General features: G+C 57.0%; 18 protein-coding genes. 14 read left to right on the forward strand and 4 right to left on the reverse strand.

All coding sequences use genetic code 11. From position 1 onward, the window contains the following. The first annotated feature begins 235 nt into the window (after window positions 1–235). From pgi to psiE, 6 genes are all read left to right on the forward strand, one after another. The gene (pgi, locus tag IM294_RS20770; RefSeq protein ID WP_126818792.1) at window positions 236–1,885 is read left to right on the forward strand and encodes a glucose-6-phosphate isomerase; all 1,650 of its coding nucleotides are present in this window, start codon (window positions 236–238) and stop codon (window positions 1,883–1,885) included. A gap of 366 nt (window positions 1,886–2,251) precedes the next feature. Next, window positions 2,252–2,494, forward strand: a complete 243-nt coding sequence (gene yjbE / locus IM294_RS20775; protein ID WP_013095034.1) for an exopolysaccharide production protein YjbE — start codon at window positions 2,252–2,254, stop codon at window positions 2,492–2,494. 63 nt (window positions 2,495–2,557) lie between these two features. Continuing rightward, window positions 2,558–3,196: a YjbF family lipoprotein gene (locus tag IM294_RS20780; protein WP_048959331.1), complete on the forward strand. Its 639-nt coding sequence runs from the start codon at window positions 2,558–2,560 to the stop codon at window positions 3,194–3,196. After that, window positions 3,193–3,933 carry a capsule biosynthesis GfcC D2 domain-containing protein gene (locus IM294_RS20785; RefSeq protein WP_126818791.1) on the forward strand — a complete coding sequence of 247 codons (741 nt, stop codon included), beginning with the start codon at window positions 3,193–3,195 and terminating at the stop codon, window positions 3,931–3,933. The genes IM294_RS20780 and IM294_RS20785 overlap by 4 nt, the downstream gene beginning before the upstream one ends. Further along, complete coding sequence (locus tag IM294_RS20790) at window positions 3,930–6,026, forward strand: YjbH domain-containing protein (protein WP_028015126.1); 2,097 nt, start codon at window positions 3,930–3,932, stop codon at window positions 6,024–6,026. Before IM294_RS20785 ends, IM294_RS20790 begins: the two co-directional genes overlap by 4 nt. 162 nt (window positions 6,027–6,188) lie before the next feature. Continuing rightward, a complete protein-coding gene (gene psiE, locus IM294_RS20795; protein WP_000202963.1) occupies window positions 6,189–6,599 on the forward strand; it encodes a phosphate-starvation-inducible protein PsiE in 411 nt (136 codons plus the stop codon). A 96-nt stretch (window positions 6,600–6,695) separates the two neighbouring features. On the opposite strand, the gene malG is transcribed toward psiE, so the two are convergent. The 3 genes from malG to malE all read right to left on the reverse strand — a co-directional run bounded on the left by malG (window position 6,696) and on the right by malE (window position 10,455). After that, window positions 6,696–7,586: a maltose ABC transporter permease MalG gene (gene malG, locus IM294_RS20800; RefSeq protein ID WP_126818790.1), complete on the reverse strand. Its 891-nt coding sequence runs from the start codon at window positions 7,584–7,586 to the stop codon at window positions 6,696–6,698. A gap of 14 nt (window positions 7,587–7,600) precedes the next feature. Continuing rightward, the gene (gene malF / locus IM294_RS20805) at window positions 7,601–9,145 is read right to left on the reverse strand and encodes a maltose ABC transporter permease MalF (RefSeq protein WP_126818789.1); all 1,545 of its coding nucleotides are present in this window, start codon (window positions 9,143–9,145) and stop codon (window positions 7,601–7,603) included. A gap of 119 nt (window positions 9,146–9,264) precedes the next feature. Further along, window positions 9,265–10,455, reverse strand: coding sequence for a maltose/maltodextrin ABC transporter substrate-binding protein MalE (malE, locus tag IM294_RS20810; RefSeq protein ID WP_032644952.1), 1,191 nt, complete (start codon window positions 10,453–10,455; stop codon window positions 9,265–9,267). A gap of 370 nt (window positions 10,456–10,825) precedes the next feature. Between malE and malK the strand changes: the two genes are divergently transcribed. The 8 genes from malK to IM294_RS20850 all read left to right on the forward strand — a co-directional run bounded on the left by malK (window position 10,826) and on the right by IM294_RS20850 (window position 18,968). Further along, complete coding sequence (gene malK, locus IM294_RS20815) at window positions 10,826–11,935, forward strand: maltose/maltodextrin ABC transporter ATP-binding protein MalK (RefSeq protein ID WP_028015130.1); 1,110 nt, start codon at window positions 10,826–10,828, stop codon at window positions 11,933–11,935. 71 nt (window positions 11,936–12,006) lie between these two features. Beyond that, window positions 12,007–13,362: a maltoporin gene (locus tag IM294_RS20820; protein ID WP_047366843.1), complete on the forward strand. Its 1,356-nt coding sequence runs from the start codon at window positions 12,007–12,009 to the stop codon at window positions 13,360–13,362. Window positions 13,363–13,475: 113 nt separating this feature from the next. After that, window positions 13,476–14,417 carry a maltose operon protein MalM gene (malM, locus tag IM294_RS20825; protein WP_063155640.1) on the forward strand — a complete coding sequence of 314 codons (942 nt, stop codon included), beginning with the start codon at window positions 13,476–13,478 and terminating at the stop codon, window positions 14,415–14,417. A 180-nt stretch (window positions 14,418–14,597) separates the two neighbouring features. Continuing rightward, a complete protein-coding gene (gene ubiC / locus IM294_RS20830) occupies window positions 14,598–15,095 on the forward strand; it encodes a chorismate lyase (protein ID WP_014882105.1) in 498 nt (165 codons plus the stop codon). A gap of 12 nt (window positions 15,096–15,107) precedes the next feature. After that, on the forward strand, window positions 15,108–15,977 hold the full coding sequence (gene ubiA / locus IM294_RS20835) for a 4-hydroxybenzoate octaprenyltransferase (RefSeq protein ID WP_028015133.1): 870 nt from the start codon (window positions 15,108–15,110) through the stop codon (window positions 15,975–15,977). Between the two features lie 200 nt (window positions 15,978–16,177). Beyond that, entirely contained in the window at window positions 16,178–17,149 is a 972-nt protein-coding gene (locus tag IM294_RS20840) for a TRAP transporter substrate-binding protein (protein ID WP_028015134.1), read from the forward strand. 12 nt (window positions 17,150–17,161) lie between these two features. Next, window positions 17,162–17,671 carry a TRAP transporter small permease gene (locus IM294_RS20845; RefSeq protein WP_069733693.1) on the forward strand — a complete coding sequence of 170 codons (510 nt, stop codon included), beginning with the start codon at window positions 17,162–17,164 and terminating at the stop codon, window positions 17,669–17,671. A 10-nt stretch (window positions 17,672–17,681) separates the two neighbouring features. Then, entirely contained in the window at window positions 17,682–18,968 is a 1,287-nt protein-coding gene (locus IM294_RS20850) for a TRAP transporter large permease (protein ID WP_045260960.1), read from the forward strand. A gap of 93 nt (window positions 18,969–19,061) precedes the next feature. On the opposite strand, the gene zntA is transcribed toward IM294_RS20850, so the two are convergent. After that, a complete protein-coding gene (gene zntA / locus IM294_RS20855; protein ID WP_126818788.1) occupies window positions 19,062–21,233 on the reverse strand; it encodes a Zn(II)/Cd(II)/Pb(II) translocating P-type ATPase ZntA in 2,172 nt (723 codons plus the stop codon). Between the last annotated feature and the right edge of the window lie 52 nt (window positions 21,234–21,285).

Below are 21,285 nucleotides of genomic sequence, written 5' to 3' on the forward strand. Positions count from 1 at the left end.
GGGGGTACCCCTGAGAAACAGGACTTATAACAGGCCCATATTTTATGCTCCTTTTTACCCCCTTTTGACCGACATTTCGCCACGCCGGAAGGGCTCGACAGCAGCTATACTTTTCGGGTCTTTTCACCTGCGTTTGATGCAGACCAGGGCAATGGCATAAAAACCATCACAATTTTTATTTGCAGGCGCTACAATCGACCGCAGTCACAATTCTCAAATCAGAAGAGTATTGCTAATGAAAAACATCAACCCAACGCAGACCGCTGCCTGGCAGGCACTCCAGAAACATTATGATGAAATGAAAGACGTCACCATCGCGGATCTGTTCGCGAAAGATGCCGATCGTTTCACTAAGTTCTCCGCGACCTTCGATGACCTCATGCTGGTGGATTTCTCCAAGAACCGCATTACCGAAGAGACGCTGGCAAAACTGCAGGATCTGGCGAAAGAGACCGAGCTGGCCGACGCCATCAAATCCATGTTCTCCGGCGAGAAGATCAACCGCACCGAAGACCGTGCCGTGCTGCACGTGGCGCTGCGCAACCGTAGCAATACGCCAATCATCGTTGACGGCAAAGATGTGATGCCGGAAGTAAACGCGGTGCTGGAAAAGATGAAAACGTTCTCCGAAGCGATCATCTCCGGCAACTGGAAAGGCTACACCGGCAAAGCGATCACCGACGTGGTTAACATCGGTATCGGCGGCTCTGACCTCGGCCCGTTCATGGTGACCGAAGCGCTGCGCCCGTACAAAAACCACCTCAACATGCACTTTGTCTCTAACGTCGATGGTACCCACATCGCCGAAGTGCTGAAAAACGTGAACCCGGAAACTACCCTGTTCCTGGTGGCGTCTAAAACCTTTACCACCCAGGAAACCATGACCAACGCCCACAGCGCGCGTGACTGGTTCCTGAAAACCGCGGGCGACGAAAAGCACGTGGCGAAACACTTTGCGGCGCTCTCCACCAACGGTAAAGCGGTAGGCGAGTTTGGCATCGATACGGCGAACATGTTCGAGTTCTGGGACTGGGTTGGCGGCCGCTACTCCCTGTGGTCTGCAATCGGTCTGTCCATCATCCTGTCCGTAGGCTTTGACAACTTCGTTGAGCTGCTCTCCGGCGCGCATGCGATGGACAAACACTTCTCCACCACCGCGCCTGAGAAAAACCTGCCGGTGCTGCTGGCGCTGATCGGTATCTGGTACAACAACTTCTTCGGCGCTGAAACCGAAGCGATCCTGCCGTACGACCAGTACATGCACCGTTTTGCGGCCTACTTCCAGCAGGGCAACATGGAATCCAACGGTAAGTACGTTGACCGTAACGGCAACGCGGTGGATTACCAGACTGGCCCGATCATCTGGGGCGAGCCGGGCACCAACGGCCAGCATGCGTTCTATCAGCTGATTCACCAGGGTACCAAAATGGTACCGTGCGATTTCATCGCCCCGGCGATCACGCACAACCCGCTGTCCGACCACCATCCGAAGCTGTTGTCTAACTTCTTCGCACAGACCGAAGCGCTGGCGTTCGGTAAATCCCGCGAAGTGGTTGAGCAGGAATACCGTGACCAGGGTAAAGATCCGGCCACGCTGGACCACGTTGTGCCGTTCAAAGTGTTCGAAGGCAACCGTCCAACCAACTCCATCCTGCTGCGCGAAATCACCCCGTTCAGCCTGGGCGCGCTGATTGCGCTGTACGAGCACAAGATCTTCACCCAGGGCGCGATCCTGAACATCTTCACCTTTGACCAGTGGGGCGTTGAGCTGGGCAAACAGCTGGCAAACCGCATTCTGCCAGAGCTGGGTGACGATAAAGCCATCGACAGCCACGACAGCTCCACCAATGGTTTGATTAACCGTTATAAAGCATGGCGTGCGTAATTAATATGTCATGAAAAATGCCGGCGATATGCCGGCATTTTTTTATCGGATAATTCCTGATGTCTGTTAGTTAACTCAAATTCTGACTCTGAGTTTAATCTGAAAAAGGCGGTTAACCTGCTAATTGCTGCGGTTTATTTTAAGAAAATACGCAGAGCTAAGATAATAAGGATATATTATAATTTATTGATTTTTATCGATTATTTATTTCAAATATTTGTTTTTCGTTTCTGTTTTATCCATTAGTCCGAAAACCGTCCCCCTATTTCCCCCCACGGTAAACCCTCTGCTGTAGTTGTGTATACTCGATTCCGCCTGAATTTCTTTTCGGGCAAATCTCCATTCATTCATTGAAGGGAAATTGTTATGAAGAAAGTACTGTATGGCATTTTTGCCATATCTGCACTTGCGGCGACGTCTGTCTATGCAGCTCCGGTCCAGGTCGGGGAAGCAGCAGGGTCGGCAGCGACGTCTGCGTCTGCGGGAAGTTCTACCGCAGCCAGCACCAGCACCGTAAGTTCAGCCGTGGGTGTCGCGCTGGCGGCAACCGGTGGCGGTGATGGCTCCAATACCGGAACCACGACCACTACGACAACCAGCACCCAGTAATACCGGGTGTTTTAATCATAACCACACTTCGGTGTGGTTATTTCGCCCCTTCGGAGAAGAGTCGTGAAGCGACCTGCAATCATTCTGATTTGCCTGCTGTTGCAGGCGTGCTCAGCCACCACCAAAGGGCTGGGACATTCACTGTGGGAAAGCCTGTTCGGCACGCCGGGCGTTCATCTGACCGATGACGAACTTCAGAACATGCCGTACGCCAGCCAGTACATGCAGCTAAACGATGGCCCGCAGCTGTTTGTGGTGCTCGCTTTCGATGAAAACGGGCAGCAGAAATGGGTGACGCAGGATCAGGCCACCATCGTCACGCAGCATGCCCGAATCGTGAAAACGCTGCTCGGCGGCGACAACTTGCTCGAGGTGAATAATCTCGCCGAAGACCCGCTCATCAAGCCAAATCAGATCGTCGACGGCGCAAGCTGGACGCGCACGATGGGCTGGACCGAGCACAAGCAGGTGCGCTACGCCACGGCCCGCTCCACCTTCCGCTGGGACGGTACGGACAGCGTGAAAGTCGGCAGCGACGAAACTCAGGTGCGCGTATTGGATGAGAAGGTGACAACCGACCAGGCCACCTGGCATAACCGCTTCTGGATCGACGAGGATGGGCAGATCCGTCAGTCCTTGCAGTATCTCGGTGCCGGTTTCTTCCCGGTGAAAACCACCCTGATCAAGGCGGCGAAATCATGAAAACGCTCATCCACGCTGCGCTTCTCGTCAGCCTTGCCGCGCCGCTGGCGTGGTCCGCAGGAACGGTAAAGGTCTACACGCCGGACAGTGAAAAACCCAAAACCTTAACCAACGCCGAGCATCTGCACGATCTCGTCGGGCAGCCAAGGCTTGCCAACAGCTGGTGGCCGGGAGCGGTGATCGGCGAGCGTCAGGCGACGGTTAAGGCGGAGCAGGAACACCGTGCCCTGCTGGCCCGCCTGACGAGCCTAGCGGAGCAGGAAGACGGCGACGATGCCGCGGCCATTAACAGCGTTCGCCAGCAGCTTCAGGCGCTGAAAGTGACAGGCCGCCAGAAAGTCAATCTTGATCCAGATGAAGTGCGCGTCACGGAAAAGGGCAACCCCACGCTTGAAGGGGAATACACCCTCTGGCTTCCGGTGAAGCCGACGACGGTGACCGTGATGGGGCTTATCAGCAGCCCCGGTAAAAAGCTCTTTACGCCCGGTCGCGACGTGGCGAGCTATCTCGACGAACAAAGCCTGCTGAGCGGCGCGGATAACAGCTACGCATGGATTATTTTTCCAGACGGGCATACGCAAAAAGCGCCGGTGGCGTACTGGAATAAACGCCATATCGAACCCATGCCGGGCAGCATCATTTTTGTCGGTTTTGCCGACCATTTCTGGACGAAGGCATATGACGGGCTTAACGCCGATATCCTTCACTCCCTGACACAGCGGATACCGGAAGAATGAAAAGAACCTATCTCTACAGCATGCTGGCGCTCTGCGTAAGCGCCGCCTGCCATGCAGAAACGTATCCGGCACCTGTTGGCCCGTCTCAGTCAGACTTCGGCGGCGTCGGTTTACTGCAAACGCCTACCGCGCGCATGGCGCGTGAAGGGGAAATTAGCCTTAACTACCGCGATAACGACCAGTATCGCTACTATTCTGCCTCCGTACAGCTTTTCCCGTGGCTTGAAACCACGCTGCGCTACACCGACGTGCGTACGAAACAGTACAGCAGCGTCGACGCCTTCTCCGGCGATCAGACCTACAAAGATAAAGCCTTCGACGTCAAGCTGCGCCTGTGGGAAGAGAGCTACTGGATGCCGCAGGTCTCCGTGGGTGCAAAAGATATCGGCGGTACCGGCCTGTTCGACGCGGAATACATCGTGGCCAGCAAGGCCTGGGGACCGTTTGATTTTTCTCTCGGTCTTGGCTGGGGCTATCTCGGCACCAGCGGCAACGTTAAAAACCCGTTCTGTACCTACAGCGATAAATACTGCTACCGCGATAACAGCTACAAGAAAGCCGGTTCCATCAACGGCGACCAGATGTTCCACGGCCCGGCCTCGCTGTTCGGTGGCGTGGAATACCAGACGCCGTGGCAGCCGCTGCGCCTGAAGCTGGAGTACGAAGGGAACGACTACTCGCAGGACTTCGCCGGGAAGATTGAGCAGAAGAGCAAGTTTAACGTCGGCGCCATTTATCGCGTCACCGACTGGGCCGACGTTAACCTCAGCTACGAGCGTGGCAACACGGTGATGTTTGGCTTCACGCTGCGCACCAACTTCAACGACATGCGGCCGCACTACAACGATAACGCGCGGCCTGCCTACCGGCCGGAGCCGCAGGATGCGATTCTGCAGCACTCCGTGGTGGCAAACCAGCTGACGCTGCTGAAATACAACGCCGGTCTGGCCGATCCGAAAATTCAGGTGAAAGGTGATACGCTGTACGTCACCGGCGAGCAAGTGAAATACCGCGACTCGCGTGAAGGGATCGAACGCGCCAACCGGATCGTGATGAACGATCTCCCGGACGGGATCCGCACGATCCGCGTGACGGAGAACCGCCTGAATCTGCCGCAGGTCACCACCGAAACCGATGTCGCCAGCCTCAAGCGCCATCTTGAAGGCGAACCGCTCGGGCATGAAACCGAGCTGGTGCAAAAACGCGTAGAGCCGATCGTGCCGGAAACCACCGAGCAGGGCTGGTATATCGATAAATCGCGCTTTGATTTCCATATCGATCCGGTACTGAACCAGTCCGTCGGCGGGCCGGAAAACTTCTACATGTATCAGCTGGGTGCGATGGCGACGGCGGATCTGTGGGTCACCGACCACCTGCTGACCACCGGCAGCCTGTTCGGCAACATTGCGAACAACTACGACAAGTTTAACTACACGAACCCGCCGAACGACTCGAAGCTGCCGCGCGTGCGTACCCGCGTGCGTGAATACGTGCAGAACGATGTCTACGTGAATAACCTGCAGGCCAACTACTTCCAGTACTTCGGCAACGGCTTCTACGGCCAGGTTTACGGAGGCTACCTGGAGACTATGTTCGGCGGCGCGGGGGCGGAGGTGCTGTATCGTCCCGTCGACAGCAACTGGGCGTTCGGGATTGATGCCAACTACGTTAAGCAGCGTGACTGGCGCAGCGCGCAGGACATGATGAAGTTCACCGACTACAGCGTCAAAACCGGCCACCTGACCGCCTACTGGACGCCTTCGTTCGCGCAGGACGTGCTGGTGAAAGCCAGCGTCGGCCAGTATCTGGCGGGCGACAAGGGCGGCACGCTGGATATCTCCAAACACTTCGACAGCGGCGTCGTGGTGGGCGGCTACGCCACCATCACCAACGTCTCGCCGGACGAGTACGGGGAAGGGGACTTCACCAAAGGGGTTTACGTGTCGATTCCGCTGGATCTGTTCTCATCCGGTCCGACCCGCAGCCGTGCGGCAGTGGGCTGGACACCGCTGACGCGTGACGGTGGTCAGCAGCTTGGGCGTAAGTTCCAGCTGTACGACATGACCAGCGATAAGAACATTAACTTCCGCTGATGCTTCACGCCGGGCGGCAATGCGTTTGCCCGGCCTACGGTTTTTGTAGGCCCGGTAAGCGCAGCGCCAGCGGGCGAATGCGCCAAACATAAACAAAAAATATAGATCCCCGTCACATTTTTGCGTTATACAGGAATCTCGTCCTGGAGAATGAGGTGCTGTATGACATCCCTGACTCGCCCGCGCGTTGAGTTTATCTCAACGATACTCCAGACCGTGCTGAACCTCGGTCTGCTGAGCCTTGGCCTGATCCTGGTCGTCTTTCTCGGCAAAGAGACGGTGCATCTGGCGGATGTGCTGTTCGCCCCTGAGCAAACCAGCAAATATGCACTGGTGGAAGGTCTGGTGGTCTACTTTCTCTACTTTGAATTTATCGCCCTGATTGTGAAGTACTTCCAGTCCGGCTTTCACTTCCCGCTGCGCTATTTTGTCTACATTGGCATCACCGCCATTGTGCGACTGATCATTGTCGATCATAAATCCCCGCTCGACGTGCTGATCTACTCGGCGGCGATCCTGCTGCTGGTGATCACCCTCTGGCTGTGTAATTCGAAGCGGCTGAAACGCGAATAAAAAAATGGCGGCCCGGAGGCCGCCTAACAACAGTCACAAGTTGGGTCAATACAATACGTCTAAAGTTGAGGGTTGCAGTGGCATAACAGATGAAACTTAACCTTTCACGCCGCCCGCCGTCAGGCCATTCACCAGCCAGCGCTGGGCCAGCAGGAACACCACGGTAATCGGGATGGCAGACAGTACGGCCGCCGCGGCAAAGTCGCCCCACAGGTAGTTTTGCGGGTTGAGGTATTGCTGCATACCTACGGCCAGGGTGTAGCTGTTCACATCGCGCAGTAACAGTGAGGCGACCGGTACTTCGGTGATCGCCGCGATAAACGACAGGATAAACACCACCGCCAGAATCGGCACTGACAGCGGCAACAGCACCAGACGGAACGCCTGCCACGGGGTAGCGCCATCCAGCGACGCCGCCTCTTCCAGCGAGCCGTCGATGGTTTCGAAATAGCCTTTGATGGTCCACACATGCAGGGCAATACCGCCGAGATAGGCAAAGATCACGCCGCCGTGGGTATTCAGGCCAATAAACGGCACGTACTGGCCCAGACGGTCAAACAGGGCATACAGCGCCACCAGCGACAGCACCGCCGGGAACATCTGGAAAATCAGCATGCCTTTCAGCAGCGTTGCTTTGCCCGGGAAACGCATGCGGGCGAAGGCATAAGCACAGGTGGTGGAGAGCGTCACGATGCCGATCGCGGTGATGGTTGCTACCTTCACCGAGTTCCACAGCCACAGCAGCACCGGGAACGGCGGCGGGGTGACGCGGCCATCGGCGTGCTCCACGCTGAAGCCCAGCGCGAGCTTCCAGTGCTCCCCTGAGATTTCATCCGGGATCAGGCTCCCGGTCGCAAAGTTACCCGAACGCAGGGAGATGGCGATAACCATCAGCAGCGGGAACATGATGGCCGCGATGAAAATCAGCAGGCCTAAGTGCGTCGCGAGGAGGCGCAGCTTCTGAGATTTGGGTTGTACCATTGCCATGTTCAGTGCCCTCCTTAATCAAATTTCATACGTGTGGCTTTCAGGTTCACAATCGCCAGAGCGCCAACCAGCAGGAAGATCAGGGTGGCAATCGCCGCCGCCAGACCAAAGTCCTGGCCGCCGCCGCCTTCAAAGGCGATACGGTAGGTGTAGCTCACGAGCAGGTCGGTATAGCCTGCCGGCGTGGTGGTGCCGAGACGGTCCGGGCCGCCGTTGGTCAACAGCTGAATCAGCACGAAGTTGTTAAAGTTAAAGGCGAAGCTGGCAATCATCAGCGGCGTCAGCGGCTTAATAAGCAGCGGCAGCGTAATTTTAAAGAAGTTCTGGAACGGACCCGCGCCGTCCATCGCCGAGGCTTCATACAGATCGTCCGGAATCGCCTTCAGCAGCCCCATGCACAGGATCATCATGTACGGATAGCCCAGCCAGGTGTTGACGATGATAATCATCGAGCGGGCGGTGGTCGGGTCGCTGAACCAGGCCGGTTTGATACCGAACAGCGCGCTCAGCATCATGTTGATTTCACCGAAGCTCTGGTTAAACAGCCCTTTGAAAATCAGAATCGAGATAAACGACGGTACGGCGTAAGGCAGAATCAGCAGCACGCGGTAAATCGCTTTGCCTTTCAGGGACTCCCACTGCACGAGGCAGGCCAGCACCATGCCTACGGCAACGGTCAGGATCACCGTCAGCACCGAGAAGACCACCGTCCAGACGAAGATGGCGAAGAACGGTTTCTGGATACCTTCGTCGGTAAACACGCGGGTAAAGTTGTCCCAGCCGATGGTGACGGTATAGCCAGGGCTGAGCTTGTCATCACCCCATTTGCCATCGGCATTTACAGATTGATAAAAACCAATGTCGTTATTCGGACGGTACTTCACGCCGCTCTGGTTGTTGGTCAGCGTGCCGTCGTCCGCCAGGGTATATAGCGGCTGCGTGCCGGAAAACTGGCGCAGCGAGCTCATGGTCACTTTGCTTTCATCGGGCAGCACGGCGGTGAGCTGGGTCAGCGCCTGGCGATTCTGGGTAATGATACGCAGGTTCGCACGTTCACCCTCCGGCAGGGCCGCGGCCTCTTTTAAGATCAGCTTTTGCTCGCCGCCAAATTTGAACGCGTCGGAAAGATAGTTTTTGCCGCTCTCACCGTCAGTGAGTGCTAACTTCCACTCGTCACCTGCAGGATACAGGCCGAAGTTAAAGGTTTTACCCGCCTGATAAGAGCGATCCAGAAGCACCTGTGTGGCGCGCTCCTGCGCGAGCTGGTTGGTGCTGCTGTAGTTGGTGAACGCAATGGCGATGGTGCAGATCAGCGGGAACAGGACAAACAGCCCCATCCCGGCCACGCCCGGGTAGACATAGCGCCAGGCATAGGCTTTACGGTTGGCGAAAATATACAGGCCAGCAGAGCTTAAGATCAGCGTCATGATGGCGAACAGATATTCCCCTTGTACGTACATTAAAACAACAAGGTAACCCACCAGCAGACACAGCAGACCGATCGCTGACCACTTCAGCGCGTCGCTTTGCCACCAGTGCTTCTTTTTAATGACATCCATGGGGTTCTTCCTCTACAACGGTGGAAACTTTTCGTCAGGTGGCGCTGCGCTTACCTGACCTACGGATCGTGCCGTAGTCGTAGGGCGGGTAAGCGCACGCGCCACCCGCCGTTTTCTTCTTACTTAGTAATACGACCCTGAGCATCCTTCAGCGCGGCATCGACAGTCTGGCGACCGCTTGCAGCGTTGATGACGGCGGTACGGGTGGCGTACCAGAACGCGGCCATCTGTGGGATGTTTGGCATGATTTCGCCTTTCTGAGCGTTATCCATGGTTGCCGCGATGCGTGGATCTTTTGCCAGCTGATCCTGGAAGGATTTCAGCGCCACGGCGCCCAGCGGTTTGTCCTTGTTCACTTCACCCAGACCCTGATCGGTCAGCAGGTAGTTTTCCAGGAACTCTTTCGCCAGCTCTTTGTTCGGGCTGGCGGCGTTGATGCCCGCGCTCAGCACGCCCACGAACGGTTTAGACGGCTTGCCGTTGAAGGTTGGCAGCAGGGTCACGCCGTAGTTGATTTTGCTCTTGTCGATATTGGTCCAGGCCCACGGACCGTTGATGGTCATCGCGGTTTCGCCTTTGTTGAACGCCGCTTCCGCGATGGAGTAGTCGGTATCCGCGTTCATGTGTTTGTTCTTAATCAGGTCAACCAGGAAGGTCAGGCCTTTTTTCGCGCCCGCGTTGTCCACGCCCACGTCTTTCACGTCATATTTGCCGTTTTCAAACTTGAACGCGTAGCCGCCGTCGGCAGCAATCAGCGGCCAGGTGAAGTACGGCTCTTGCAGGTTGAACATCAGGGCGGATTTACCTTTCGCCTTCAGCTCTTTATCCAGTTTCGGGATCTCTTCCCAGGTTTTCGGTGGGTTTGGCACCAGGTCTTTGTTGTAAATCAGTGACAGGGCTTCAACCGCGATTGGGTAGGCGATCAGCTTGCCGTTATAGCGAACGGCGTCCCAGGTGAACGGGAACAGTTTGTCCTGGAAAGCTTTGTCTGGCGTGACTTCAGCCAGCAGGCCAGACTGCGCGTAACCGCCGAAACGGTCGTGTGCCCAGAAGATGATGTCCGGGCCGTCGCCGGTTGCTGCAACCTGTGGGAATTTCTCTTCCAGTTTGTCCGGGTGCTCTACGGTGACTTTGATACCGGTGTCTTTCTCGAATTTTTTGCCCACTTCGGCCAGGCCGTTATAGCCCTTGTCGCCGTTAATCCAGATAACCAGCTTGCCTTCTTCAATTTTGGCGAGCGCTGGGGCGGAAACCATCATTGCTGCAAGGGCGGACAATGCGAAAACGCGTGCGCCAGTCTTGATATTCATATCTGCCATCCTTTTTGGTGATGTGCTCGTGGATACATAAGGTGGTTCAACGTGACTCAGTCTCCTTATTTGACATCCTCTTTCCATCCTCCCAACCCCTACGCCCCACCCCCCGTTTGTGTGATCTCCGTCGCATAAATTTAAGTTATGAGTGCTGGCGCACATAAAAACCCACCGAATTTTGCAGGCGGCTTCACGAATTTCGCCTCAGCCCCCCGGCTGCGGTCGCAGAGCCTGCTCTCTCATCCTCCCGCCTCCTCCCCCATAAAAAAGGCGGGGGGTGGAGGATTCACGAAAGTAATGGATACCCCATAGTGAACTTATCTTGAATGTTTCTGTCGGTGACAGGTTGTAACGAAGGGAGAAGGGCATGGCGAGCGTACAGCTGCGTAATGTAACGAAAGCCTGGGGCGACGTAGTGGTGTCGAAAGACATCAATCTGGACATCACTGAAGGCGAGTTTGTGGTGTTTGTCGGCCCATCAGGCTGTGGTAAATCAACTCTGCTGCGTATGATTGCCGGTCTTGAAACTATCACCAGTGGCGACCTGCTAATCGGTGATACCCGAATGAACGACATCCCGCCAGCCGAACGCGGCGTAGGCATGGTGTTCCAGTCTTATGCGCTTTATCCCCATCTTTCCGTTGCCGAGAACATGTCCTTTGGCCTGAAGCTGGCCGGGGCGAAAAAAGAGGTCATTAACCAGCGCGTCACGCAGGTGGCTGAAGTGTTGCAGCTGGCGCACCTGCTGGAGCGTAAACCGAAAGCGCTTTCCGGCGGTCAGCGTCAGCGCGTGGCGATTGGCCGTACGCTGGTGGCCGAGCCGCGCGTGTTCCTGCTTGATGAACCTCTCTCTAACCTGGATGCCGCCCTGCGCGTCCAGATGCGTATTGAAATCTCCCGTCTGCACAAGCGTCTTGGCCGCACGATGATTTACGTCACCCACGATCAGGTCGAAGCGATGACCCTCGCCGACAAAATCGTGGTGCTGGACGCCGGTCGCGTGGCGCAGGTGGGCAAACCGCTGGAGCTGTATCACTACCCGGCAGACCGCTTTGTTGCGGGCTTCATTGGCTCGCCAAAGATGAACTTCCTGCCCGTTAAAGTGACGGCGACAGCCATTGAACAGGTACAGGTGGAGCTGCCAAACCGCCAGCAGGTCTGGCTGCCGGTCGACAGCGCCAACGTACAGGTTGGGGCAAATATGTCCCTCGGTATCCGTCCTGAGCATCTACTGCCAAGCCACATTGCGGATGTGACGCTGGAAGGTGAAGTTCAGGTCGTCGAACAGCTTGGTCACGAAACACAGATTCATATCCAGATCCCCGCCATCCGTCAGAACCTGGTCTACCGCCAGAATGACGTGGTGTTGGTAGAAGAGGGTGCCACATTCGCTATCGGCTTGCCGCCAGAGCGTTGCCATCTGTTCCGTGAGGATGGCACCGCATGTCGTCGGCTGCACAAAGAGCCAGGCGTTTAAGCAATCCCAAAAGAAGACACGAAACCGACAGGTGAAGTGTTCAAAGAAAAGCAATGATCTCAGGAGATAGAATGATGATTACTCTGCGCAAACAAGTCCCTCTGGCGGTCGCCATTGCGGCAGGCATCCTGTCTGCCCAGGCTGGCGCCGTGGACTTTAAAGGTTATGCTCGTTCCGGCATTGGCTGGACCGGGAGTGGCGGTGCCCAGCAGTGCTTCCAGGCAACGGGTGCTCAAAGTAAATACCGTCTGGGTAACGAATGTGAAACCTATGCGGAATTGAAGCTGGGCCAGGAAGTGTGGAAAGAGGGCGATAAGAGCTTCTATTTCGACACTAACGTCGCGTATTCCGTTGCGCAGCAGAATGACTGGGAAGCCACTGATCCGGCCTTCCGTGAAGCCAACGTGCAGGGTAAAAACCTGATCGAGTGGCTGCCTGGCTCCACCATCTGGGCCGGTAAGCGCTTCTATCAGCGTCATGACGTCCACATGATCGACTTCTACTACTGGGACATTTCCGGTCCAGGTGCGGGTATTGAAAACATCGACCTGGGCTTCGGTAAACTCTCTCTGGCAGCCAGCCGCTCCACTGAAGCAGGCGGTTCTTCTACCTTCGCCAGCAACAACATCCGTGACTACACCACCGACACCGCGAACGACGTGTTTGACGTGCGTTTAGCGCAGATGGAAGTCAACCCGGGCGGTACGCTGGAGCTGGGCGTTGACTACGGTCACACCAACGTTAACGATGATTACTACCTGCAGCCAAAAGCTTCGAAAGATGGCTGGATGTTCACCGCAGAACATACCCAGAGCATGCTGAAGGGCTTCAACAAGTTCGTTGTTCAGTACGCAACGGACTCTATGACCTCCCAGGGTAAAGGTCTGAACCAGGGCGCGGGCATTGGTCTTGGCAATGACGATTCCGATGGCAAACTGTACGGATACGGCATCAACAACAACGGTAGCCTGCTGCGTATCCTTGACCACGGTGCAATCTCCCTGGGCGACAGCTGGGACCTGATGTACGTCGGTATGTATCAGGATATCGACTGGGATAACAACAACGGCACCAAGTGGTGGACCGTCGGCGTGCGTCCTATGTACAAATGGACGCCAATCATGAGCACCCTGCTGGAAGTAGGCTACGACAACGTCAAATCTCAGAAAACTGACGAAACCAACAACCAGTACAAAATCACCCTGGCACAACAGTGGCAGGCTGGCGACAGCATCTGGTCTCGTCCTGCAATCCGTGTCTTCGCAACCTACGCCAAGTGGGATGAGAAGTGGGGTTATGACACTTCCGGTAGCCCGATCTCTACGAGTTCCAACTATAACTCCAACTTCGGTATGCAGACTGCAGGCCTTGGCCGCGGCGACACTGACGAGTGGAGCTTCGGTGCCCAGATGGAAATCTGGTGGTAATTCGCAAGACCTGACGTAATGACCTGAAAGAGGGGCGTAAGCCCCTCTCTCCTTAGGGCCCTGCGCGCTATTGCCTGGCCACCGCAGAGCTGATGCTATCAGAGGTAATAACAATGAAAATGAAGAAAAGTCTCGTCGCGCTGTACCTCTCTGCGGGGCTGCTGGCCAGCGTGCCGGCGCTAACGTTCGCAGAAGTGAATTTTGTTCCTCAGAATACGTCCACGGCGCCTTCTGTTCCTACGGCAGCGCTGCAGCAGCTGACCTGGACACCGGTTGATCAATCCAAAACGCAGTCCACACAGCTTTCCACGGGCGGGCAACAGCTGAATGTGCCCGGCATTTCCGGCCCGGTTGCTGCCTACAGCGTTCCGGCCAATATTGGCGAGCTGACCCTGACGCTGACCAGTGAAGTGAATAAACAGACCAGCGTATTTGCGCCGAACGTGCTGATCCTCGACCAGAACATGACGCCATCTGCCTTCTTCCCGAGCGAGTATTTTACCTATCAGGAGCCCGGCGTGATGAGCGCGGACCGGCTTCAGGGCGTGATGCGTCTGACGCCAGCGCTGGGTCAGCAAAAAATCTACGTGCTGGTATTCACCACCGATAAAGATTTGCAGCAAACCACCAGGTTAGTGGATCCGGCAAAAGCGTATGCAAAAGGTACCGGCAATGCGGTGCCGGATATTCCCGACCCGATTGCCCGCCACGCAACGGACGGTCTGGTGAAGTTAAAAGTCTCCACCAATAGCGCTTCCAGCGTGCTGGTTGGCCCGCTGTTTGGTTCGTCTGGTCCGGGGCCGGTCACCGTCGGTAATACCGCCGCTCCAGCCTATGCCGCGCCAGTTGCCGCAGCGCCAGCCGCAGCGCCAGCCCCGGCGAAGAAAGCCGAGCCCGTACTGAACGACACCGAAGAGTACTTCAACAACGCCATTAAGCAGGCGGTGAAGCGCGGCGATGTCGATAAAGCGCTGAAACTGCTTGATGAAGCCGAACGTTTAGGTTCAACCACTGCCCGTTCCACCTTTATCAGCAGTGTAAAAGGCAAGGGGTAACTGTTCCCCACAGTGCTGATTTGTTAGTAGTTTAGTGCGCCTGAGTGGGCGCACTTTTTTTCGTATTCGCCAGGCTGTTGCGCCCATGTTGCGATAGTGATCGTTAAATAACGTTTGGCCCCCCCTCATTGCCCGTTTCTGCGATACAATGCCATTACGTTATGTATCGGAGAGTCTGGCATGTCACACCCCGCGCTAACGCAACTGCGTGCGCTGCGCTATTTCGACCAAATACCTGCGCTTGATCCGCAGCAGCTGGACTGGTTGCTGCTGGAAGATTCTATGACAAAACGTTTTGAGCAACAGGGTAAAACGGTCACGGTAACCCTGATACAGGAAGGGTTTGTCTCCGGCGATGAGATCGCCAGCGAGCTGCCGCTGTTGCCGCAAGAGGAACGCTACTGGCTGCGTGAAATTTTGCTCTGTGCCGATGGCGAACCCTGGCTTGCCGGGCGGACGGTGGTGCCCGAATCTACCCTATCCGGGCCTGAGCTGGCGCTGCAGCGGCTGGGGAAAACGCCGCTGGGACGTTATCTTTTCACCTCATCTGAGCTGACCAGGGATTTCATTGAAATTGGGCGTGATGCCGAACTGTGGGGGCGCCGTTCCCGCCTTCGCCTGAGCGGTAAGCCGTTAATCCTGACGGAGCTATTTTTACCGGCATCACCGTTGTACTAAGAGGAAGAAAAAATGGAGTGGACCCTGACGCAGAATAAGCTGTTGGCGTATCACCGCTTAATGCGTACCGATAAACCCATTGGCGCGTTGCTGCTGCTGTGGCCGACCTTATGGGCGCTGTGGGTGGCCACGCCGGGCATGCCGCCGCTGTGGATCCTGGGCGTATTCGTTGCCGGCGTCTGGCTGATGCGCGCGGCAGGCTGCGTGGTGAATGACTATGCCGATCGTAAATTTGACGGCCACGTAAAGCGCACTGCCAACCGCCCGCTACCCAGCGGCCAGGTGACCGGGAAAGAAGCGCGCGTACTGTTCATCGTTCTGGTGCTGCTCTCTTTCCTGCTGGTATTAACCCTGAACACCATGACGATTCTGCTGTCCGTCGCGGCGCTCGCACTGGCCTGGGTTTATCCCTTTATGAAGCGCTACACCCATCTGCCTCAGGTGGTGCTGGGGGCGGCGTTTGGCTGGTCGATTCCGATGGCGTTTGCGGCGGTTAGTGAGTCCTTACCGCTTAGCTGCTGGCTGATGTTCCTGGCGAACATCCTCTGGGCCGTAGCGTATGACACGCAATATGCGATGGTTGACCGCGACGATGACCTGAAAATTGGCATTAAATCCACCGCCATTCTCTTTGGACGCCAGGACAAACTTATCATTGGCATTCTGCAGGTTGCGGTACTGGCGCTGATGGTCGCGATTGCGCGCCTGAACGGACTGAACTGGGAATTTTACTGGTCGATACTGGTAGCAGGGCTGCTGTTTGCCTACCAGCAAAAGCTGATTGCAAAACGCGAACGCGAAGCCTGCTTTAAAGCGTTTATGAACAATAACTATGTCGGTCTGGTGCTGTTTTTAGGCCTGGTCATGAGCTATTTTTCCTGATTGACGCGCGGTCATGCCCCGCCGGGTATGGCCGCATCGTTACCCTGCATTACCGCCCTCACAAATTTAAACCATCGTTTCATAAATTCGCGCTTTTGTGAGGCGCTTCACCTACGCTTCTCCCGGGCTAGTCTATTTTCTAAGCGTAAAAAAATAAAACACTGTTTTAACGCTGACATCGCTACCCTGGAGCTGACTCAATGAATACGACCCTCAAGCCGTTACTGGCCGCGCTGTGCCTGTCTGCTTTTGCCTGCACCGTTTCTGCCCAAACCATCAAAGCCGCCGATGTGCATCCTGAAGGCTACCCGAACGTGGTCGCGGTACAGCACATGGGTGAAAAACTCAAACAACAAACCGACGGCAAGCTGGAGATTAAGGTCTTTCCCGGCGGCGTGCTGGGGGATGAAAAGCAGATGATTGAGCAGGCGCAGATGGGGGCGATTGACATGATCCGCGTCTCCATGGCGCCGGTTGCCGCCATCCTGCCGGATATCGAAGTCTTCACCCTGCCGTACGTTTTCCGGGATGAGGATCATATGCATAAAGTGATCGACGGGGATATCGGCAAGCAGATCGGCGACAAGCTGACCGCGAACCCAAAATCCCGCCTGGTGTTCCTCGGCTGGATGGATTCCGGCACCCGCAACCTGATCACCAAAGAGCCGATCGTCAAACCTGAAGATCTGAAAGGGAAGAAAATCCGCGTGCAGGGCAGCCCGGTGGCACTCGCCACGCTGAAGGACATGGGGGCGAACTCGGTGGCGATGGGCGTTAGCGAGGTTTACAGCGGCATGCAGACCGGCGTGATCGACGGCGCGGAGAATAACCCACCCACCTTTATCGCCCACAACTACATGCCGGTTGCTAAAAACTACACCCTCAGCGGCCACTTTATCACCCCGGAAATGCTGCTCTACTCAAAAGTGAAATGGGACAAGCTGAGCGCTGATGAACAGCAAAAAATCCTGACCCTGGCCCGTGAAGCGCAGTTCGAACAGCGCAAGCTGTGGAATGCGTATAACGACCAGGCGCTGGCGAAAATGAAGGCGGGCGGCGTGCAGTTCCACGATATCGATAAGACGGTATTCATCAAGGCCACAGAGCCGGTGCGCGCCCAGTATGGCGACAAGCATCAGGATCTGATGAAAGCCATCGCTGACGTCCAGTAATACGGAGCACGTATGTCCGAACTCTACCTGAAGTGGATGGACCGTCTGTACCTGCTCGCCATGGCGGTGGCGGGTGTCTCGCTGCTGGTGATGACGATTGTCATCCCCATCGGCATCTTTTCACGCTACGTGCTCAACCGCGGCGAATCCTGGCCGGAGCCCGTCGCCATTATCTGCATGGTGACGTTCACCTTCATCGGCGCGGCGGTGAGCTACCGCGCCGGATCGCATATTGCGGTCAATATGCTCACCGACCGTCTGCCCGCGTCGCTGCAAAAGCTGTGTTCACGTGTGGTTGATCTGCTGATGCTGCTGATTTCCGGTCTGATGTTCTGGTACAGCTACTGGCTGTGCGTCGAGCTGTGGGAGCAGCCGGTGGCGGAGTTCCCGATCCTGACTTCCGGCGAAAGCTACCTGCCGCTGCCGATCGGGTCGGCGATTTTGATTCTGTTCGTGCTTGAACGCCTGCTGTTTGGCGCGCAGGAAAACCGTCCGGTCGTGCTGATCGGCAATCACAGTTAAGGGGTGAACAATGGATGCTTTTGTTTTGTTATTCACCCTCGCCATTTTGCTGGCGCTGGGGATGCCTGTGGCCTTCGCCGTGGGGCTGAGCGCCGTGGCAGGTGCGCTGTGGATTGATTTACCGCTGGAGGCGCTGATGATCCAGATCACCAGTGGGGTGAACAAATTTACTCTGCTGGCGATCCCGTTCTTCATCCTTGCCGGAGCGATCATGGCGGAAGGGGGCATTGCCCGACGGCTGGTTAACTTCGCCTATGTGTTTGTCGGCTTTATCCGCGGTGGGCTGTCGCTGGTGAACATCGTCGCCTCGACGTTCTTCGGCGCGATTTCTGGCTCGTCGGTGGCGGATACAGCGTCCATCGGCAGCGTGATGATCCCGGAGATGGAGAAGAAGGGCTACCCGCGTGAATACGCGGCGGCGGTCACGGCGAGCGGGTCGGTGCAGGCGATTCTGATCCCGCCCAGCCACAACTCGGTGATTTATTCCCTGGCGGCGGGGGGAACGGTCTCTATCGCCACGCTGTTTATCGCGGGCGTATTGCCGGGCCTGCTGCTGGGCGTGAGCCTGATGGTGCTCTGCCTGTGCTTCGCCCGCAAACGCGGCTACCCGAAGGGGGATAAAATCCCGTTCAGACAGGCGCTGAAAATCATGCTCGATGCCCTGTGGGGGCTGATGACGGTGGTGATTATCCTCGGCGGGATCTTGTCCGGGATTTTTACCGCCACCGAATCTGCCGCCGTGGCCTGCCTGTGGGCGTTTTTCGTCACCATGTTTATCTACCGCGACTACAAATGGAGCGAACTGCCGAAGCTGATGTGCCGCACGGTGAAAACCGTCACCATCGTGATGATTTTAATCGGCTTTGCCGCGGCGTTTGGCGCGGTGATGACCTACATGCAGCTGCCGATGCGCATCACCGAGTTCTTCACGTCGCTCTCTGATAATAAGTACGTGATCCTGATGTATCTCAACATCATGCTGCTGCTGATCGGCACGCTGATGGACATGGCGCCGATCATCCTGATCCTGACGCCGGTGCTGCTGCCGGTGACCAACGCGCTGGGGATCGACCCGGTGCACTTCGGGATGATCATGATGGTTAACCTGGGGATCGGGCTGATCACCCCGCCGGTCGGATCGGTGCTGTTTGTGGCGAGCGCGGTGAGTAAGCAGAAGATTGAAACCGTGGTGCGGGCGATGCTGCCATTTTACGGCATCCTGCTGGTAGTGCTGGGGATGGTGACGTATATCCCGGCGATATCATTGTGGCTGCCGAGGATGTTAGGGATGCAGTAACGCCGTTTTTTGCCGGGTGGCGGCTGCGCCTTACCCGGCCTACGGTTCAGAGTTGTTATTGGCCCGGTAAGGCGCAGCCGCTACCGGGCGTTTTTATTTCCGCCGTAATAATCTCAACGCGTTAGCCGTGACCAGCACCGTCGCCCCGGTATCCGCCAGCACCGCCAGCCACAGGCCAGTCATGCCGAGCAGCGTGGTGACGAGAAATATCCCCTTCAGACCCAGCGCAATGCCGATGTTCTGGCGAATATTGGCGCGCGTCGCCCGCGCCAGGCTAATCATCTGCGCCAGCCCGGTCAGACGGTTATGCGTCAGCGCCGCATCCGCCGTCTCCAGCGCCACGTCGGTGCCGCTGCCCATGGCAATGCCAATGGTTGAGGCCTTCATCGCCGGGGCATCGTTAATTCCGTCACCGACCATCGCCAGCGGCGCGCGGCTGTTCAGTTCGGTTACCGCGCTGACCTTGTCCGCAGGCAGTAATCCGGCCTTAAACGCCAGCCCCAGCTCGTCGGCAATCGCGGCCGCCGCGCGCGGGTTATCGCCGGTGAGGATCACGCCCTGTACGCCCAACTGATGCAGCGCCGCCACGGCGTCTTTGGCGTCATCGCGCAGAGTGTCGCGTAGTGCCAGCATGCCCTTCGACACGCCGTCCTGCATCACGGCAACGACCGTCTGCCCGGCCTGCTCTAACGCCTCAACCTGTGGATGAGAGAACGCGCCCGCCGCAACAATCAGCACTTTTTTGCCGTCGACGACGGCCTCAATCCCTGACCCGACCAGCGCCCGTTGGGCGGTTGCCGAAGGGATAGCCAGCCCGCGTCTCTGCGCTTCACGCACTATCGCCTGCGCCAGCGGGTGAGTGGAGCCCTGCTCAACGGCGGCGGCCATGATCAGCAGTTCGTCTTCGCTGATGTCCTGCGGATAGATGCCGGTGACCTGCGGCTTACCAACCGTCAGCGTGCCGGTTTTATCGAAGGCGATGTGCTGAACCTGGCTCAGCTGTTCCAGCGCCGCGCCGCCCTTAATCAGCGCCCCGCGACGTGCCGCCGCCGCCAGCCCCGAGGTAATCGCCGCGGGCGTAGAGATCACCAGCGCGCACGGGCAGCCAATCAGCAGCAGGGTCAGCCCTTTATAAATCCAGCCCTCCCACGGCGCGCCGAAGAACAGCGGTGGAATCACGGTAACCATCAGGGCGACCAGCATGATGGCGGGGGTGTAAATCCGGCTGAAGCGGTCAATAAAGCGTTCGACCGGCGCGCGGCGCTCCTCGGCTTCTTCAATCAGCTTCAGGATACGGTCGATGGCGCTGTCGCCCGGCTCGGACAGGACTTTGAGCTGCACCAGGCGGTCGACGCTGGTGGCACCGGCAGGGACTTTTTCGCCTGCCGCACGCTCCACCGGAATGGATTCACCGGTCAGGGCGCTTTCGTCAAAGCTCGCGGTGGCGGTAACGAGAGCCCCATCGGCAGGCAGACGCCCACCCGCGGCGACTTCAATCACGTCGCCCGGTCGCAGCGTGTTGATGGCGACCGTTTCACGTTTGCCTTCATTAACCCGCGTGGCGGTTTCTGGCTTCAGCGCCATCAGCGCGCTCACCCCTTTGCGCGCCCGGCTCGCTGCCCAGCCCTCAAGCCGTTCGCCGATCAGGAACAGCAGCAGCACCATCGCCGCTTCCGCCGTCGCGCCAATGAACAGCGCGCCAATGGCCGCCACGCTCATCAACGTTTCAATGGCAAACCAGCTGCCGCTTCTCATCAGGCGCAGTGCCTGACGGGCAATCGGGAACAGCCCGACCAGGGTAGTGGCAATAAACGCCAGGTTACCGAACGGGTGGTTAATCTGCTCCAGACCCCAGCTCAGGGCCATCATGATGATGAGCGTGATAAGGGGCAGGTTTTCTTTCAGGGGAGAGGTTTTTTCGGCAGGCGCCGTTTCGCTGCGCAGGGTATAGCCCGCCTTGCTGACGGCGGCTTCAACCTGTTTGCTGACGTCGTTATCGGCACTAACCAGCAGCTTTTCGGTGGCGAACAGGACCTGAGCGTGGTTCACGCCCGGTACCTGCCTCACCGCGTTTTCCACTTTGCGGGCGCAGGCCGCGCAGTCCATGCCGTTGACGACCCAGCTGTAGCGGTTGCCGTTTTCAGGCAGCGCGTCGACCTGTGTTTCGCACGCGCCCTCGCAGCAGCAGTCGTCTTTCGGCGGAACCGGGCTGAGCTTAAGCGCCGAGAATTGTGGGACTTTTTTTGGAATTTCTGGAGTCGACATGGCAGTCTCCGGTAATGATAATTTTCTCATTAACCGCAGCATACACTCTGGA

The sequence above is a fragment of the Enterobacter cloacae complex sp. P43RS genome (genome assembly GCF_014930585.1).
Classification (GTDB): domain Bacteria; phylum Pseudomonadota; class Gammaproteobacteria; order Enterobacterales; family Enterobacteriaceae; genus Enterobacter; species Enterobacter bugandensis.